Genomic DNA, 16,669 nt, shown 5'->3' with positions numbered 1-16,669 from the left:
TGAGTATAGACGTCACTCACTGTCCGGCTGTCTGTCATCCTGTTCAGGATCGAGCAGCACTGCACCGGAACCCTGCTGACCCAGCCGGTCACCGGGATTACGCAGCGGGCAGTCGCGCATCGACAGACAGCCGCAGCCGATGCAGCCATCCAGGTCATTGCGCAGGCGGGTCAGGGTTTCGATCCGCTTGTCCAGCTCTTCGCGCCAGTGCTGAGTCAGCGCATCCCACTCCGGCGTCGACATGCGTTTATTCGCCGGGATGTGATCGAGGCTCTCGCTGACCGTCGCCAGCGGTATACCGATGCGCTGCGCAATTTTAATAATCGCGACGCGGCGCAGGACGTCACGACTGTATCGCCGCTGATTACCGCTGTTACGGGTGCTGAAGATTAATCCTTTCGATTCGTAAAAGTGCAGCGCGGAAACCGCTACACCGCTGCGGCGCGCCACTTCACCCGGTGTTAAAACCGGTTTTGGATAGTTGCGTTCTTTTTTCATTCTCAGCCTTTACCTCAAGTTAACTTGAGGAATTATACTTCTTTTCCATCACAACGACTAAACTGCCGTTACCGCTTTATTACACACCAGAAGGATGAGGCCATCATGCAAGAAGAGATCATTCATTCCCTGACGCACTGGATTGATCAGAACCTCGATAAGAGCCTGTCGATCGACGAAGTGGCTGCGAAGTCAGGTTATTCGAAATGGCATCTGCAGCGTATGTTCCGTTCCGTAACGAAACAGACGCTGGGTGGCTATATTCGTGAACGTCGTCTGACGCTGGCCGCAGAAGCCCTGTCGCAGACGCAGCGCCCGGTTTTTGATATCGCAATGCAATATGGTTATGACTCGCAGCAGACCTTCTCACGGGTATTTCGTCGTCAGTTTTCACAGACGCCGACGGCCTACCGCCACACCATGCGTCGTCAGGCCCTTCAGCGCCCTCGCCTGCTGAGTTTTGGCTGCAATGACACGCTGAACAGCTTTACCCAGCGCACCACTGGCGAATGCTGCCCGGTTCGCTGATGCTGAGATGCGCCTGGCCCGGCGCATCTCTCTGATTTCTCCCTCGTTATCCCGCCGCTGTTCATTTCCTGCCCACGCAGTGAGTCAAATTTTGTTCAAAATTTCAAATCGAGTGATATAATGTGACCCAAGTCACACTTTGAACCTGGTTTGACGGCGCAGAAGTCTTCCTGACACGCTTTTCCGCCGCCGGTGATGTCCGCAGATTGTCAGGGATACTTACTGATATTGAGGTCCGGCCGATGGCTACGTTAACCGCCAGTTTTCTTGTTATGCGTTGGGAGTTGCTGAGCGCAGTCATGATGTTTTTTGCCAGCACTCTGAAAACGAAACTTCGTCAGGACAGCCGTCATGTGATGGCTTTTATGTGTGGCGGAGTGGGTTTAGGCATGACCTGCTGGTTTGTGACCGGGCTGATGGGCATTACCCTGAGCATGGACAACGTGCATAACTTCCTGGCTATCTCAAAACATGCCTTTATTGAAGCGATGAGTCAGGCGCCAGCTGACTGGCCGATGCCCTGATTTCTGCGCATAAAAAACCCCGCGAAGCGGGGTTTTTTATATTGCTGTGTGTACTTAAATTTTCTTTAACAAGGCAGGGATATTGACATCCTGCACTGCCACGCCCGGCCTCTGCGTTCCGCGACGGTCCTGAATCCACATATCTCCCATCATCTGATTTAAACCGCGATCCAATCCGGTCACCAGCCCTGCACCCGGGGTGAAGGTCAGCTCGCCAAAGTAGATCTGTTCGTCGTGGATATACCAGTCCACACGCACATAGTCGAAATCACTGGCCAGTTTCTTGCTCAGTTCCAGCGCATGCTCCAGCGAAGGCATGATTGGCGAGACATCCAGACCGGTATCACGAATCTTGTGATACGCCTCGCTGAGGTTGTTCACATAGAAATTCATCGACAGCAGCGGCTGGCAGCGGTTGTAGATCACCTGCAGCACATATTCGAACCTGCCATCACGCTTGTTGAACATGTGAAACTTGTAATCGACTGGCGCGCTTTTGCCATCACCAATGTACTTCTCCACCAGAATGCGTGGCTTGATGTAGCGATAGTGGATCTCACGCGCTTCGTTAGCGAAGTCGGTCTTCAGCCAGCGGTAACAGTCATGAATGATCTGCTGCTTGCGCAGGGCATCCGGCTCTTCCAGCAGAATCTCCACCATGTTGGAGGCGTGGTTCGGCTTGATCACTGTGCCTTTCCAGCAGGGCAGGCTGTTCAGCGTAGTCGGGTCAGTGGTTTCGTGAACCAGCGGGATCAGGTATTCATTACCGATTTTCTCAGCAATGAATTCGCGCACCGAGTATTTATCTGACAGGCGACCGTAATTCTGGTAGTCACCGAAGATAAATTTGCGATACAGCACCTTCTCGTTGAACACCTTTGGCTGACGCAGATTGGGCAGCTTTCTGAACTTGTGGAAGTAGTAGATGCGGTCCTGATAAGCCCAGGGCATCTTCTTGATAAAGTACTGCACACTTCTTCTGAGTTCTTCTTTCAACTTGAGCATATCTGACCTCATTTGTAGGTTTTGTAGTTGAGTGAGGAAACCTGAATCTTTTGAATGACGCCGTTTTTAAAGAAGTAATTCATGACGGTCAGGGACAAAAGCTCTGAAAGGAACACGCTCCACGCGGCTCCCATGATGCCGTGCCCCTGAATCAACCACCAGGAGAGCGGCAGACTAATGACCATCAGACAGATGATCTTCCTCAGCAGGTAGTTGAATCCTCCCTCTTTAACCATGTAGCGATACGCGACTGTCCCCATTGCCGAAAAGCTGGTCGCTATCGACAGCAGCGTAATGAGACTGCCTGACTGTGTGTATTCCGGCCCGTAGAGCGCAATGATGATCCGCTCGCCATAAAGCGAAATCACCAGCAGCATCAACAGCGAGACAGCCATAACATAGCCATTGAGCCGCGCAGCCAGCTTAATAGCGACCTCACCGCGCTCTCTGAAAATTTCAGTGAAGCAGGAGGTGATGAGCGCCACCGGGATAAAAATCCAGGAAGCGGAAATGGTATTGGCCGCCGCAAACAGACCCAGATCGCGCGCGGGCGCGGTGCCCGCCAGAAACATCTGAGCGGCTTTAACCTGCACCGAGATAAAGATGCTGGAGATGGCCAGCGGCAGACCGGCGTACATCAGATAACGCAGATAGGCGGTGCGCTTTTCGCGCGGCGGCATCTGATCCTGATGGTCCTGATAGAAGTTGCGGCGTTTAATCAGGTAAGGCACCAGTGTCACAGCCACAATCGACAGCGTCAGCCAGAGCGGATTAAGACGCAGCCAGGCGATAGTGAAGCTGATGGCAAAGCTCAGCAGCATGCCTGTTGCGTTGGCAATCGTGTTCAGCCGTGAGGCAAGCCGGGCGTTGTTATAGACGCTGAAAGTGTCCTGAGTGACAAACACCGAGGCCACAAATGAGGCCAGTGCAAATGCCAGGAAATTTTCCTGCATGTTGTACCAGACCCAGATTAAGACTGGCACCGACGTTGCCAGCAGCAGCACCATTCGCAACGTGCGTGCGATCGTCATCAGACGCAGACCTTTGGCCGCATTTTTGCTGACGCGTTTGAACAGAATGGTTTCGGTGCCAAAGATTGCAACAGTCTGCACCATTGCAAATAGTGAGGTAGAAAACGCCATCTGGCCGAACACGGTCGGACCAAAGGATTTCGCCACGTAAGACGTCACAAAAATGACGCCAAATACAGAGATGATCTTTTCAGACATCATCCAGGCGGCATTAGACATTACGCTCAATTTCATCGACTCTTCCTTAGTAATGCTCAACTACAACCGCTTCGGTACAACATCCCTGTAACGAATTAATAAGCGCGCAGTGGGCCTGGCGAAAATGTAAGACTTCAGACCAAACTGGTCCGAAAAAGTGAGAAGCAGATCATATTCCGAAGAGTGAATTCAGGATAATTCTTATTATAAATGGTGCGAATCACTTCAGATGGAAACGATTTCAGGCTGAAAGCAGAACAGCCCTAAAGAGCCTTATCAGCAAATTAATCTTGTCGGACAGACTAAATATCCAATGTACGTAGATTTTTTTCGTAATTTGGATGCGATGAATTTATAACAAAAACCCGCCTCCAGGAAGGTACGCCCGGCCGATAAGAATAAAATAAGATTTATCCCATGATGATATTTATTTCAAATATCTTAATTTAGGCTTCGCAATTCAACTCGCGCACTTTAATACTGCCTTAATAGAATCTTACAGTGCCAGAAATTATTAAAGTCATTCTCATCCATTAATCGATAAGAAAGGTAAGAGCATTTATGAGAAAGTCACGATACAGCGAAGATCAAATCACAAATGCCATTAAAGCTTCTGAATCAGGCGTGAAAGTCAGGGAAATCTGTCAGGAGTTAGGTATCTCCGAAGCCACTTTCTACAGCTGGAAGAAGAAGTTTTCTGGGTTGTCTTCGGAAGAAGGCAGGAAAATCAAGGATCTGGAAGATAAACTGCAGAACATTACACGTGAACTGCAGACCCTCAACTCTGACAAAGAGATGCTGCAGAGCGTGCTGAAGCACTTCTTTACGACGAATGAAAAACGTCAGGCTGTGGATTTTCTGCAGAGTACTTTTGACATCGGCACCCGCCGCAGCTGCCGCTTATTAGATATCAGCCGCAGCGTGTACCACTATCCGTCAGGCACGGAGAATCGCTGAAGCCAATGCTACCGCGCTTTTTAGACTTAACGCTGAGATTTGTTCTTACCAGAAGAGATGAAGATCATTTAACAGGACAATTGCGGCCCCCTTTTCCGCTCCATTTATAACTAATGAATGGCTTCACGGCTAAGCTTCTTTTTTTGCGGTAAAATTGATTCACAACAGCAAAAGTCTCGCATTCTACGCCTTTTCTTCCTCTCCCGGCTCCGTTAACACGGGGCCGGGCCCCTTCTTTTTCCGATAAGCTCTGCTAATCGTCAGAACGAAATACACCGGATATGATTAAGCTGCCTTAAACACCGGACAAAAAACAAACATCTCTTTATTAAGTTAACAGTGGACCTGACGGCATTTTTTCCGGCTTCGCTTTAATTGTTGTCGGCGCGGTTTATTGCATTAACCGCCACCAGGAATAATCCATGAAAAATAGTTTATTGCTCCTTAACACTATCGTTATCTGACGTGTACCGGGTTCTCTTCATTGCGCATCATTGATGCCAGAGATTAATATTTAAATATTAACGCAGCGGCGGAATTTTCTTACTCCCTTATCTCTGAATGAAGTTAATCGTGGTTTTTAACCTGCTTTTCTCAGGGCCAGACCACAATAAAAAGCCGTGGATAAAAGCGTCATGTTCACAATGATGCGTTTTTTTCCCTGATTACTGACCGATATCTGAACAGTGAATCCCTTTTCGTTTTGAAAAAGCAGGGGCTGGAGACAGTAAAAGGGGTGTTTTTTTACCTGCTGACGGGCGACAGAGGGGACAACAGTAGGGGTTGGCGCATGCCCACGGCACAATGAAAACGATTTCGCGGCATAAATCTGCCGATGAGCATGCAAATCGGCATAGGACTTAATCTTAAAATGCCGCGCAGCGTCGTCTCTGCGCGGCAATGACCTGCTGCTTTGCGTGGGGGTTTAGTCGTTCACCGACACCACCCGCGGCTGCGGTTTGATGCGCATGGCCCAGATGACTCCAGCCATCAGACAGAGAATCCCCGTAACGGTAAGCGACGGCGGCCAGCGTTGATACCAGAGAAAAGTCCATAACAGGCCGAACAGGATCTCGAAGACAATCAGCGGCCCCATCAGCACGGTGGGCAGACGCTGACTGGCTGCGTTCCAGCACAGGGTGCCGAGCCAGGAACAGAACAGGCCGATCGCCAGCATCAGGGTGATAAATACCACGGGACGCGGACCAAAGGGCAGCGAAAATGCGGGCTGTTGCCAGGCGATTTGCACACTGACCAGCCCATACATCACCAGCGCCATTGGCAGCGTTACCAGCCCCTGCGCGGTTGCCCAGGTCGAGGGCCGCAATCCGGGATGCGTGCGCAGCCAGCGGGCGTTGCGTAGCGGATACCAGGTCCAGCAGACCACGGCCAGCAGCGCCAGTACAATTCCGGTCAGGTAACGGCTGAGATCCAGCGTCTCGCCCTGATTCTGTAACTCCGCCGCGTTCACGCAGAGCAGCCCAACGGCCATCATGATTAGCGCCGGTAGCAGCCGCCGCCATGACAGCCGTCCTTCAAGATGGCCGTAACAGAGATTGGCAGTCACGGCGATCACCACCGGCAGCGTACCGATAATCATCGTGGAAACCGGTCCGCCGGTCCGCTGAATGGCACTTGCCAGAAAGGCATAGTAGAAGAGGTTTCCCACCAGCGAGAGTTTAATCGCTTCGCGCCAGTCTGCCTGCACCAGCTGACGCAGGCGACGACGATCGTACCAGGCCAGCGGCAGCGCAATCAGCCCGAACGCCACATAACGGCCCGCCGATTGCAGTGCGCCAGGGTAATCGGGCACCAGCAGCGGCCCGACAAAGATCAGCCCCCACATCAGCCCGGCAGTGATAGCAAAGATGACGCCAGCAAACATGATTTTTTTCCTGTATGGCATTTTTGTGCAGTCTGGCGGGTTCGGGCGGGGAATGCTTGTAGCAGATTGCGCTTGTATCAGGGCTGAAAGATCTGCTTCTGATAGCGGCCAGGCGTAATGCCATAGCGGTTAGCAAAGGCGCGGGTCAGATGCGCCTGATCGGTTAACCCGACCGCCGCTGCAACGCTGGCAGCGGCTTCGCCGCGCGCCAGCCGCTGTTTGGCGTCGTAAAGCCGGAACGCCATCAGCATCTGATGCGGGGTAACGTGATAATGCTGGCGAAAAGCGCGTAAGAAGTGCCACGGCGATAGCGAAGCCAGCGCCGCCAGCTCCTCCAGCCGTACCGGTTCTGCAAGGTTTGCACGCAGATAATCACGCACCGGGTCAAAGCGGTGGCCGGTTCCGGCCTGCCCCGGCGAGGCCATGCGTGCCCGCGGACGGATGTGCAGCAGCAGTTCCGCAAGCAGACTATGACGCGCCAGATCAGACTCCGCCTGCCAGAGTGCGGCCAGCGTGCGCGAAAGCGGCTGCGCCACGCGTGGATCGGTCAGCAGCGCCTCATTGAACCACCAGCCACGGTCGCCGGTCAGTTCATCCATCAACTGGGGCTGAATATAGATCATCTGATAGCGCCACCCCTCATCACAGGCTGACTCACCGGTATGCAGCTCATCCGGGTTCATGGTCACCAGCGAGTTCACCGGCGCGGTATAGTGGGTACCGCGATAGCGAAAGCGCTGCGCCCCCGCTTCAATAGTGCCAATGCCAAAGGCTTCATGGGTATGAGGTTCAAAAGCGTAGCGGGAGATGTGAGCCTGATAGAGTTCCACACCGGGCAGGCCGGCCGGTTGCTGAAACTGTGCGCGGTCTTTTTCACAGGGAAAAACAGCCGGAACACCTTCCACTTCTCTCTCCTTATTTATCCGATGTCGGATTAGCATGCCTGCGACCGGGGGGAAAATGCAAAAGATTGCTATCCGCCGCGCCGCAGGTAACACTCTTTTTTTATTCTGAGGGAGTCAGCATGGCACAGCGAGTCGTCATCGTCATAGATATGCAGAACGGCGTGTTCAGCACACCCCGTTTCGATCAGGCAGGTCGGATCGCCCGGATCAACCGGCTGACCGAACACGCCGATACCGTCCTTTTTATTCAGCACCGCGAAGGCACGATGTGCGAGGGTGATCGCAGCTTTGATCTGTTGCCGGAACTGGTTCAGCCTGCGGGCGCGCATTACGTGACGAAAACCGCCTGCGACAGCTTCTGGCAGACAGAGCTGGCTGCGCTGTTAACGCGTCTGGAGGTGGAGGCATTTGTCGTGTGCGGCTGTGCGACGGACTACTGTCTGGATACCACGATTAAGGTGGGCGCCAGTGCGGGCTATGCGATTACCGTGGCGGCAGATGCGCACACCACTGCCGATCGCCGCTGGGTCGGGGCCGAAGCGCTGATTAATCAGCACAATGACGTATGGGCCTCACTCCTGATCCCGGGCAACGTGCCGCGCGTGATGAGTACCGATGCCGTGCTGGCAGAATGGTCATAGCCACACAGCCGGGGCCGCACATAAAAAAAGCCCGCATAGCGGGCTTTTTAAACGCGTCAGACCATAGAATCAGAATGGAATATCGTCGTCGAAATCCATTGGCGGTTCATTGTTATTGCTGGCCGGTGCGCTCTGAGGCTGCTGCTGTGGACGGGACTGCGCGCCGCCGCTGAACTGATTGTTGTTGCCCTGCGGCTGCTGCGGCTGGCCCCAGCCATTGTTGTTGCCACCGCCCTGTGCACCTGCACCGGCGTTACCGCCCTGCTGACGGCCACCCAGCATCTGCATGGTGCCGCCGACGTTAACCACAACTTCAGTGGTATAACGTTCCTGCCCGCCCTGATCCTGCCATTTACGGGTACGCAGCTGACCTTCGATGTAAACCTGCGACCCTTTTTTCAGGTATTCGCCTGCGACTTCAGCCAGTTTGCCAAACAGCACCACACGGTGCCATTCGGTAATCTCTTTATTTTCACCGGTCTGCTTGTCACGCCAGCTCTCAGACGTCGCCAGCGTAATGTTCGCAACCGCGCCGCCATTAGGCATATAACGTACTTCCGGATCCTGACCCAGATTCCCGACAAGAATCACTTTGTTAACGCCACGACTGGCCATGTTGCTGTCTCCCGATGAGTTAATGCATACAGTCTAATCCATCAATTCTAACACGTCCTGCGTACTGTTTCCCACTTTCGAGCCGCGTTCCGGTTTTAATCTCTGGGGCGCCCGGACCACAGAGTACTGGATATTTATTCAGTCTATTTTTTGTGCCATAATGACACGTTTATTCTGGCCGTGTCGGCAAGGCGCGGTGAGTGCTGCTAATCCGGGAAAGGTGAATGGATAAGATCGAAGTTCGTGGTGCCCGCACCCATAATTTGAAAAACATTAACCTGACCATCCCACGCGACAAACTCATTGTGGTGACCGGCCTGTCAGGCTCCGGTAAATCCTCACTGGCGTTTGATACGCTGTATGCGGAAGGTCAGCGCCGCTACGTAGAATCGCTTTCTGCGTATGCGCGCCAGTTTCTTTCGTTAATGGAGAAGCCGGACGTCGATCACATCGAAGGTTTATCGCCCGCCATCTCTATCGAACAGAAATCCACCTCGCACAACCCGCGTTCGACGGTGGGAACCATCACCGAGATCCATGATTACCTGCGTCTGCTGTTTGCCCGCGTGGGCGAACCGCGCTGCCCGGATCATGATGTGCCGCTGGCGGCGCAGACTGTCAGTCAGATGGTCGATCAGGTGCTCTCTCAGCCGGAAGGCCGTCGCCTGATGCTGCTGGCGCCGGTGATTAAAGATCGCAAAGGCGAACATACCAAAACGCTGGAGAATCTGGCGGCACAGGGCTATATCCGTGCGCGTATCGATGGCGAAGTGTGCGACCTCTCCGATCCGCCGAAGCTGGAACTGCAGAAAAAACACACCATCGAAGTGGTGATTGACCGCTTTAAAGTGCGCGACGACCTGTCGACCCGCCTGGCGGAATCCTTTGAAACCACGCTGGAGCTCTCCGGCGGCACGGCGATTGTCGCGGATATGGATGACGCGGAGGCTGAAGAGCTGCTCTTCTCGGCTAACTTCGCCTGCCCGGTCTGTGGTTACAGCATGAGCGAACTGGAGCCGCGCCTCTTCTCGTTCAACAACCCGGCGGGTGCCTGCCCGACCTGTGACGGCCTGGGCGTGCAGCAATATTTCGATCCCGATCGTGTGGTACAGAATCCGGATCTCTCTCTGGCAGGTGGCGCTATCCGCGGCTGGGATCGCCGTAACTTTTACTACTTCCAGATGCTGCGTTCGCTGGCGGACCACCTCAGCTTTGATATTGAAGCCCCGTTCGGCAGCCTGCCCGACAATGTACAGAAGATCATTCTGTATGGATCGGGCAAAGAGAACATCGAATTTAAGTACATCAACGATCGTGGTGACACCTCGGTACGCCGTCATCCGTTTGAGGGCGTGCTGAATAACATGGAGCGCCGCTACAAAGAGACCGAATCTTCTGCCGTGCGCGAAGAGCTGGCGAAATTCATCAGCAACCGCGCCTGCGCCAGCTGTGAAGGCACCCGTCTGCGCCGCGAAGCACGTCATGTTTATGTCGAGAACACCACGCTGCCGACCATCTCTGAGATGAGCATCGGGCATGCGATGTCCTTCTTTGAAAATCTGAAACTCAGCGGCCAGCGTGCACAGATCGCCGAGAAAGTCCTGAAAGAGATTGGCGATCGCCTGAGCTTCCTGGTGAACGTCGGCCTGAACTATCTTTCGATGTCACGTTCTGCCGAGACCCTGTCCGGCGGTGAAGCGCAGCGTATCCGTCTGGCCAGCCAGATCGGGGCCGGGCTGGTCGGCGTCATGTATGTACTGGATGAGCCCTCTATCGGCCTGCACCAGCGCGACAACGAACGTCTGCTCGGCACGCTGATTCACCTGCGCGATCTCGGTAACACCGTGATCGTGGTTGAGCATGATGAAGATGCGATTCGTGCCGCTGACCATGTGATCGATATCGGTCCGGGTGCCGGTGTGCATGGCGGTCAGGTGGTCGCGGAAGGCACCGTGGATGAGATCATGGCGCAGGAAGCGTCACTGACCGGTCAGTTCCTGAGCGGCAAGCGTGAGATTGCGGTGCCGGAAGCGCGCGTTAAAGGCGACCCGTCTAAAGTGCTGAAGATTACCGGCGCGCGCGGCAACAACCTTAAGGATGTCACGCTGACACTGCCGGTCGGCCTCTTTACCTGCATTACCGGCGTGTCCGGCTCGGGTAAATCGACGCTGATTAACGATACGCTGTTCCCGATTGCGCAGCGGGCGCTGAACGGCGCGACCATTGCCGAACCGGCTCCTTACCGCGACGTGACGGGTCTGGAGCACTTCGACAAGGTGATCGATATTGACCAGAGCCCGATTGGGCGTACCCCGCGTTCTAACCCGGCCACCTACACCGGCATCTTTACGCCGGTGCGCGAACTCTTTGCGGGGGTGCCGGAAGCGCGTTCGCGTGGCTATAACCCGGGTCGCTTCAGCTTTAACGTGCGCGGCGGACGCTGCGAGGCCTGTCAGGGCGATGGCGTGCTGAAAGTCGAGATGCACTTCCTGCCGGACATCTATGTGCCGTGCGACCAGTGCAAAGGCAAACGCTATAACCGTGAAACGCTGGAAGTGAAGTACAAAGGCAAGAGCATTCATGAAGTGCTGGAGATGACCATCGAAGAAGCCCGTGAGTTCTTCGATGCGGTGCCGGCGCTGGCGCGTAAGCTGCAGACGCTGATGGATGTGGGTCTCTCCTACATCCGGCTCGGTCAGTCCGCGACGACGCTTTCGGGCGGTGAAGCTCAGCGTGTGAAACTGGCGCGTGAGCTTTCCAAACGCGGCACCGGCCAGACGCTCTACATCCTGGATGAACCCACCACCGGCCTGCACTTTGCCGATATCCAGCAGCTGCTGGAAGTGCTGCATCAGCTGCGCGATCAGGGCAACACCATCGTAGTGATTGAGCACAATCTCGACGTGGTGAAGACCGCTGACTGGATTGTCGATCTCGGCCCGGAAGGGGGCAGCGGCGGCGGTGAAATCCTGGTGGCAGGCACGCCAGAGACCGTAGCGGAGTGTGAGAAATCCCACACGGCGCGCTTCCTGAAGCCGCTGTTAGAGAAGTAATCCCCTCAGGCCCGCCGCGTGCGGGCCTTTTTGTTGCCCCTGCCGATTCAGCCAGAAAAATGCAGGATCAGGCAAGATTCAGACATGTATAGGCATATACGCTTTTCATCACGCTGACTATCCTTAAGCGGTTCCTCTTTGGCACGCCCTGCGTCGCCCTGTTTTTGCAGCCCGTTGACGGCTGCACTTCATCAGAAAAACTCACGACACATCGACACTGGAGACACCATGAATATTACGCATGCCTATGCTGCTCAGGATGCAAAATCCAGACTGGCACCGTTCGATTTCAAACCGCGTGAGCTGCGCGCCCATGACGTCCAGCTTGAGGTGCTGTTTTGTGGCGTTTGCCATTCAGATTTACATCAGGCCCGCAATGAGTGGAAAAACACGATTTTCCCTGTTGTACCGGGCCATGAAATCGTCGGTCGCGTGACCGCCGTTGGCCCGCAGACGCAGAAATATAAAGTCGGCGATCTGGTGGGCGTGGGCTGTATGGTTGACTCCTGTCGCAGCTGTCCGAGCTGTCAGCAGGGGCTGGAGCAGTATTGCGAAAACGGGTTCGTCGGCACCTACAACGGTGAAGATCGTGAAACCGGCGCGATCACCTACGGCGGCTACTCCACGTCGATGGTGGTGGATGAGAGCTTTGTGCTGCGCATTCCGGAAAACCTGGAGCTGGCGGGCGTCGCGCCACTGCTGTGTGCCGGTATCACCACCTACTCCCCACTTCGCCACTGGAACGTTGGCCCGGGCAAGAAAGTGGGCATCGTCGGGTTAGGCGGTCTGGGCCACATGGGCGTGAAGATTGCCCACGCAATGGGCGCGCATGTGGTGCTGTTCACCACCTCAGAATCCAAAATCGAAGATGGCAAACGTCTGGGTGCCGATGAGGTTGTTATCTCTAAAGATCCGGCGCAGATGGCGCAGCATGCCAACAGCTTCGACTTTATTCTCAACACGGTGGCGGCACAGCACGATCTCAACCCGTTCATTACCCTGCTGAAGCTGGATGGCAACATGACGCTGGTCGGTGCGCCGGAGCACGATCACCCGGCGCCTCAGGTGTTTAACCTGATCTTTAAACGCCGCAGCATTGCCGGTTCACTGATTGGCGGCATCGCAGAAACGCAGGAGATGCTCGACTTCTGTGGTCAACATAACATCACGTCAGACATTGAACTGATTGCGATGGATCAGATCAATGAAGCCTACGAGCGTATGCTGAAAAGCGACGTGAAGTACCGCTTTGTTATCGACATCAATACGCTGCGCGAACAGCCTGCCGCGTAACCGCCCTGCGTCCAACCCTCTTGCTCAGGTAAGAGGGTTTTTTGCCGTTTAACGGCCCGCCGCCACCTGCTGCCAGGAGGCGTCGATCAGGTAGTAGATCTGCGAATCTTTCAGCGAACCGTCGAGAAACAGCGTGCTCCAGTGGGACTTATTCAGATGCTCGCTGGGAATAATGTCGCTGTGCTCTTCACGCAGTAACTCGGCCAGTGCCGGCGTCGATTTCAGCGATATCGCAGGCCGTCCTTTGGCCTCGTGCACCATGGCAAACAGCACGCCGTTGCTCTTGATCTGTGTCGCCTTCCAGTCGCTGTGAACGCTCTGCTCCGCGCCCGGCTTGCTCATGCAGTAGGTCAGTAAGTCTGAGTTATTCATGACGATTCCCCCTGTAACGTCGCGACAATTCGCCTGGCACCGCCATCAATGCGATGCTCGCCCAGCCAGATACCCTGCCAGGTGCCCAGCACCAGACCTCCCCGCTGAACCGGTAAGAGTAACGACACGCCCAGGGTTGAGGATTTAATATGGGCGGGCATATCATCGCGTCCTTCATAATCGTGCTGATAAGGTGCATTTTCCGGTACGTGCCGCATGAAATGCTGCTCCATGTCGCTGCGCACCGTCGGGTCACAGTTCTCATTTAAGGTTAACGACGCCGACGTATGCTGTAACAGCAGATGCAGCAGGCCGGTTTTGATATCCCGCAGGCCGGAGAGCGATCCGACAATCTCATCGGTGACCAGATGAAAGCCGCGCGGCTTCGCGCTCAGCGTGAGGGTTTGTTGATGCCACATAACGGTTTCCTTAAACGGTTGTCCCGTTTAAGTGTGCAGCATGTCGCCCAAAGGTAAACCCTGCCCCATAAAAAAACCGCCGGAGCGAACCCGACGGTTTTGTTCACAGCGTGGCGCGTCGTTACATGACGGCGGCGAAGGCCTCTGCCACCTGATGCACGTTTTTGCTGTTAAGACCGGCGACGCACATGCGGCCGCTGCCCACCAGGTAGATGCCAAATTCGTTGCGCAGGCGATCGACCTGCTGCGCGCTCAGCCCGGTGTAGCTGAACATGCCGCGCTGCTTCAGCAGGTAGTCAAAGTTTTTGCCCGGCAGCGCGGTGCGCAGCACCTCGACTAATGACTCACGCATCGCGAGGATACGCAGACGCATCGCTTCCACTTCTGCCAGCCAGCTCGCCTTCAGTGCCTCATCATTGAGGACACGCGCCACCACCTGCGCACCAAAGTTCGGCGGGCTGGAGTAGTTACGGCGCACGGTCGCTTTGAGCTGGCCCAGCACGCGTGCTGACTCGTCGGCGCTGTCGCAGACGATAGAGAGACCGCCTACGCGCTCACCGTAGAGTGAGAAGATTTTGGAGAACGAGTTGCTCACCAGCGCAGGCAGACCGGCCGCCGCGACGGCACGCAGCGCATACGCATCCTGCTGCATACCGGCACCAAAGCCCTGATAGGCGATATCCAGGAAAGGAATCAGCTGCTGTGCTTTCAGCACCTCAATGGTTTCATCCCACTGCGCGTCCGTCAGGTCTGCGCCGGTCGGGTTATGGCAGCAGGGATGCAGCAGGACGATGCTGCGGGCTGGCAGGGTTTTCAGGGTGTTGATAAAGGCATCGAAGCGCACACCGTGGGTTTCTGCGTCATACCAGGGGTAAGTGTTCACATCAAAACCGGCACCGTTGAAGATCGCGATGTGGTTTTCCCAGGTCGGATCGCTGACCCAGACAGCGGACTGCGGAAAATAGCGCTTCAGGAAGTCTGCGCCGACTTTCAGCGCGCCTGAGCCGCCCAGCGTCTGAATCGAGGCGATACGGCCCGCCTGCAGCATCGGATGATCTGCCCCGAACAGCAGCGGTGCAATCGCACTCCGGTAGCTGTTAAGCCCTTCCATTGGCAGATAGAGCGATGCCTGATGCGGCTCAGCATAGATCTGCTCTTCAGCAGCCGCCACAGCCTTCAGCTGCGGGATGATGTTCTGTTCGTCGTAATAGAGCCCGATACTCAGGTTAACTTTGTGTTCGCGCGGGTCTTGTTTGAAGGCTTCCATCAACGACAGAATCGGATCGCCAGCATAGGCATCAACGTTTTGAAACACGGTTAAGGTCTCCAAGAGTGGTCCAGAGGTAAAACGGGTTAAACCCGGTAGCGTCCCGGACGGTGGTTCATTGCAATAATCAGATTCAGGATCACCGCTCCCGCAATTGAGGCGAGCAGGATCGGGCCGCTCACTACAAACAGGGACGCCAGCACGACGCAGGTATCCACCGCCATCTGCAGTTTTCCCGCGCGGATTCCAAAGCGGTCCTGAAGCCACAGCGCCAGAATATTGATGCCGCCCAGGCTCGCTTTATGACGAAACAACACTATAAACCCGATTCCCATGATGACGTTACCGAACAGTGTCGCATAGAAGGGGTTGAGATCGGAAAAGTGGACAAACAGCGGATGCAACTGGGTAAACAGCGACACCAGACCGACGGCGCTGAAGGTTTTCAGGGTAAATTCCCAGCCCATGCGTTTTATCGCCAGCCAGTAAAAAGGGATATTGATCAGGAAGAAGGCGCCGCCAAACGACAGCGGCGACAGGTAACTGATCAGAAAGGCGATCCCTGCGGTGCTGCCGGTCAGCGCCCCGGCCTGTTTCAGCATAATGACGCCGAATGAGACCATCAGGGTGCCCAGCACCATCGCCAGCGCATCTTCAATGCGTGAATGCGGGATGCGGGCGGGTTCTGCGATGTTATCCATGGCGGTTTTCTCAGTGCAAATGATGCGGTTCCAATGCAAAAAACGCACCATCGGTACCGCCTTCACCGGCGGCTGCGCGAATGCCCGCGATATCTCATTGATATCAAAGAGACTTGAGAACAGAACTTTTTGCCTGAACGCGGCTTGTCACCGTCATATCATGCGCAAAATCTCGTTATGATGCGCGTTATTTGCATGCTTTGCCGCCAGTGTGCACCAAAAGCGCACAATGTGCACCTTTTTAGCGCGTTCTGCTCTCCGGCATCATCATCAGCCCGTTCTCTTTCATGCGGCCCAGCACCACCGAGGTTTTCACATGGGAAACGCTCTGGTGACCCGCGACTAACTGACTGATCAGCGCACTCAGGGCGTTAAGATCGGCCACGGCGACTTTAAGCAGATAGTCCGCATCACCGGTGGTTTTATAGGCATCGACAATCGCCTGCTCCTGCTCCACCATGCGGTGAAAACTCTCGACATATTCCGCCGTGTGGTTAATCAGTCGTACCTCAATCAGTCCCACCATGCCCAGCCCGATGGCATCGGGCGAGAGCCGGGCGTGATAGCCCAGGATCAGGTTAGCCTGTTCCAGATTGATACGGCGGCGGGAGCATTGTGAGGCCGAGAGGCCGACCAGATCGCTCAGTTCCTGATTGGTCAGACGGCCGTTGGATTGTAATAAGGTCAGGATTTTAAGGTCGTAATCGTCTACGTGAGTCATTCCGTTTCCACAGCGTAATGTCGTCGCTTTGTTACAGATAACCCGATAACCCGAGA

At 54.9% G+C, this 16,669-nt stretch carries 17 protein-coding genes; 6 read left to right on the top strand and 11 right to left on the bottom strand.

The annotated features are described in order from the left end of the window. Window positions 1-12: 12 nt before the first annotated feature. Window positions 13-498: a redox-sensitive transcriptional activator SoxR gene (soxR, locus tag RT657_RS04435; RefSeq protein ID WP_313652766.1), complete on the bottom strand. Its 486-nt coding sequence runs from the start codon at window positions 496-498 to the stop codon at window positions 13-15. Between the two features lie 102 nt (window positions 499-600). Between soxR and soxS the strand changes: the two genes are divergently transcribed. After that, entirely contained in the window at window positions 601-1,026 is a 426-nt protein-coding gene (gene soxS, locus RT657_RS04430) for a superoxide response transcriptional regulator SoxS (RefSeq protein WP_313653195.1), read from the top strand. Window positions 1,027-1,268: 242 nt separating this feature from the next. Continuing rightward, on the top strand, window positions 1,269-1,550 hold the full coding sequence (locus RT657_RS04425; RefSeq protein WP_313652765.1) for a YjcB family protein: 282 nt from the start codon (window positions 1,269-1,271) through the stop codon (window positions 1,548-1,550). A 54-nt stretch (window positions 1,551-1,604) separates the two neighbouring features. Here the strand turns inward: RT657_RS04425 and RT657_RS04420 are convergent, their stop codons facing one another. Together RT657_RS04420 and RT657_RS04415 are read right to left on the bottom strand one after the other, a co-directional pair. After that, window positions 1,605-2,555, bottom strand: a complete 951-nt coding sequence (locus tag RT657_RS04420) for an ATP-grasp fold amidoligase family protein (protein WP_313652764.1) — start codon at window positions 2,553-2,555, stop codon at window positions 1,605-1,607. A gap of 8 nt (window positions 2,556-2,563) precedes the next feature. Beyond that, the gene (locus RT657_RS04415) at window positions 2,564-3,820 is read right to left on the bottom strand and encodes a polysaccharide biosynthesis protein (RefSeq protein ID WP_313652763.1); all 1,257 of its coding nucleotides are present in this window, start codon (window positions 3,818-3,820) and stop codon (window positions 2,564-2,566) included. A gap of 525 nt (window positions 3,821-4,345) precedes the next feature. Here RT657_RS04415 and RT657_RS04410 point away from each other — a divergent pair. Continuing rightward, window positions 4,346-4,741 carry a transposase gene (locus RT657_RS04410; RefSeq protein ID WP_313652762.1) on the top strand — a complete coding sequence of 132 codons (396 nt, stop codon included), beginning with the start codon at window positions 4,346-4,348 and terminating at the stop codon, window positions 4,739-4,741. Between the two features lie 925 nt (window positions 4,742-5,666). On the opposite strand, the gene RT657_RS04405 is transcribed toward RT657_RS04410, so the two are convergent. After that, window positions 5,667-6,626: a DMT family transporter gene (locus RT657_RS04405; RefSeq protein WP_313652761.1), complete on the bottom strand. Its 960-nt coding sequence runs from the start codon at window positions 6,624-6,626 to the stop codon at window positions 5,667-5,669. Window positions 6,627-6,703: 77 nt separating this feature from the next. Then, window positions 6,704-7,531 carry an AraC family transcriptional regulator gene (locus RT657_RS04400; RefSeq protein WP_313652760.1) on the bottom strand — a complete coding sequence of 276 codons (828 nt, stop codon included), beginning with the start codon at window positions 7,529-7,531 and terminating at the stop codon, window positions 6,704-6,706. 119 nt (window positions 7,532-7,650) lie between these two features. Here RT657_RS04400 and RT657_RS04395 point away from each other — a divergent pair, with 119 nt between their 5' ends. Further along, window positions 7,651-8,172: an isochorismatase family protein gene (locus RT657_RS04395; RefSeq protein ID WP_313652758.1), complete on the top strand. Its 522-nt coding sequence runs from the start codon at window positions 7,651-7,653 to the stop codon at window positions 8,170-8,172. A gap of 69 nt (window positions 8,173-8,241) precedes the next feature. Here the strand turns inward: RT657_RS04395 and ssb1 are convergent, their stop codons facing one another. After that, window positions 8,242-8,787, bottom strand: coding sequence for a single-stranded DNA-binding protein SSB1 (gene ssb1, locus RT657_RS04390; protein ID WP_150012023.1), 546 nt, complete (start codon window positions 8,785-8,787; stop codon window positions 8,242-8,244). A 224-nt stretch (window positions 8,788-9,011) separates the two neighbouring features. Here ssb1 and uvrA point away from each other — a divergent pair, with 224 nt between their 5' ends. Both uvrA and RT657_RS04380 read left to right on the top strand, forming a co-directional pair. Beyond that, the gene (gene uvrA / locus RT657_RS04385) at window positions 9,012-11,840 is read left to right on the top strand and encodes an excinuclease ABC subunit UvrA (RefSeq protein ID WP_313652755.1); all 2,829 of its coding nucleotides are present in this window, start codon (window positions 9,012-9,014) and stop codon (window positions 11,838-11,840) included. A 228-nt stretch (window positions 11,841-12,068) separates the two neighbouring features. Continuing rightward, window positions 12,069-13,133: an NAD(P)-dependent alcohol dehydrogenase gene (locus tag RT657_RS04380; protein ID WP_313652754.1), complete on the top strand. Its 1,065-nt coding sequence runs from the start codon at window positions 12,069-12,071 to the stop codon at window positions 13,131-13,133. Between the two features lie 48 nt (window positions 13,134-13,181). Here the strand turns inward: RT657_RS04380 and RT657_RS04375 are convergent, their stop codons facing one another. The 5 genes from RT657_RS04375 to RT657_RS04355 form a co-directional block, all read right to left on the bottom strand. Further along, window positions 13,182-13,505, bottom strand: coding sequence for an MmcQ/YjbR family DNA-binding protein (locus tag RT657_RS04375; RefSeq protein ID WP_111140206.1), 324 nt, complete (start codon window positions 13,503-13,505; stop codon window positions 13,182-13,184). Further along, a complete protein-coding gene (locus RT657_RS04370) occupies window positions 13,502-13,924 on the bottom strand; it encodes a secondary thiamine-phosphate synthase enzyme YjbQ (RefSeq protein ID WP_313652752.1) in 423 nt (140 codons plus the stop codon). The genes RT657_RS04375 and RT657_RS04370 overlap by 4 nt, the downstream gene beginning before the upstream one ends. Window positions 13,925-14,045: 121 nt before the next feature. Then, window positions 14,046-15,239 (bottom strand): amino acid aminotransferase, encoded by a 1,194-nt coding sequence (locus RT657_RS04365; RefSeq protein ID WP_313652751.1) that lies wholly within the window; start codon window positions 15,237-15,239, stop codon window positions 14,046-14,048. Between the two features lie 38 nt (window positions 15,240-15,277). Further along, the gene (locus RT657_RS04360; RefSeq protein WP_313652749.1) at window positions 15,278-15,892 is read right to left on the bottom strand and encodes a YitT family protein; all 615 of its coding nucleotides are present in this window, start codon (window positions 15,890-15,892) and stop codon (window positions 15,278-15,280) included. 241 nt (window positions 15,893-16,133) lie between these two features. Then, window positions 16,134-16,613 carry an Lrp/AsnC family transcriptional regulator gene (locus tag RT657_RS04355; RefSeq protein WP_128084961.1) on the bottom strand — a complete coding sequence of 160 codons (480 nt, stop codon included), beginning with the start codon at window positions 16,611-16,613 and terminating at the stop codon, window positions 16,134-16,136. Window positions 16,614-16,669: the final 56 nt, after the last annotated feature.

This window comes from Pantoea sp. (assembly GCF_032114055.1).
Lineage (GTDB): Bacteria > Pseudomonadota > Gammaproteobacteria > Enterobacterales > Enterobacteriaceae > Pantoea.
This window is presented reverse-complemented; position numbering and strand designations above follow the sequence as displayed.

Bases quoted from the DNA above. Each gene is read 5' to 3' on its own strand.
- soxR (WP_313652766.1), bottom strand. From the start codon at position 498: ATGAAAAAAGAACGCAACTATCCAAAACCGGTTTTAACACCGGGTGAA.
- RT657_RS04425 (WP_313652765.1), top strand. From the start codon at position 1,269: ATGGCTACGTTAACCGCCAGTTTTCTTGTTATGCGTTGGGAGTTGCTG.
- RT657_RS04420 (WP_313652764.1), bottom strand. From the start codon at position 2,555: ATGCTCAAGTTGAAAGAAGAACTCAGAAGAAGTGTGCAGTACTTTATC.
- RT657_RS04415 (WP_313652763.1), bottom strand. From the start codon at position 3,820: ATGAAATTGAGCGTAATGTCTAATGCCGCCTGGATGATGTCTGAAAAG.
- RT657_RS04410 (WP_313652762.1), top strand. From the start codon at position 4,346: ATGAGAAAGTCACGATACAGCGAAGATCAAATCACAAATGCCATTAAA.
- RT657_RS04405 (WP_313652761.1), bottom strand. From the start codon at position 6,626: ATGTTTGCTGGCGTCATCTTTGCTATCACTGCCGGGCTGATGTGGGGG.
- RT657_RS04395 (WP_313652758.1), top strand. From the start codon at position 7,651: ATGGCACAGCGAGTCGTCATCGTCATAGATATGCAGAACGGCGTGTTC.
- ssb1 (WP_150012023.1), bottom strand. From the start codon at position 8,787: ATGGCCAGTCGTGGCGTTAACAAAGTGATTCTTGTCGGGAATCTGGGT.
- uvrA (WP_313652755.1), top strand. From the start codon at position 9,012: ATGGATAAGATCGAAGTTCGTGGTGCCCGCACCCATAATTTGAAAAAC.
- RT657_RS04380 (WP_313652754.1), top strand. From the start codon at position 12,069: ATGAATATTACGCATGCCTATGCTGCTCAGGATGCAAAATCCAGACTG.
- RT657_RS04375 (WP_111140206.1), bottom strand. From the start codon at position 13,505: ATGAATAACTCAGACTTACTGACCTACTGCATGAGCAAGCCGGGCGCG.
- RT657_RS04370 (WP_313652752.1), bottom strand. From the start codon at position 13,924: ATGTGGCATCAACAAACCCTCACGCTGAGCGCGAAGCCGCGCGGCTTT.
- RT657_RS04360 (WP_313652749.1), bottom strand. From the start codon at position 15,892: ATGGATAACATCGCAGAACCCGCCCGCATCCCGCATTCACGCATTGAA.
- RT657_RS04355 (WP_128084961.1), bottom strand. From the start codon at position 16,613: ATGACTCACGTAGACGATTACGACCTTAAAATCCTGACCTTATTACAA.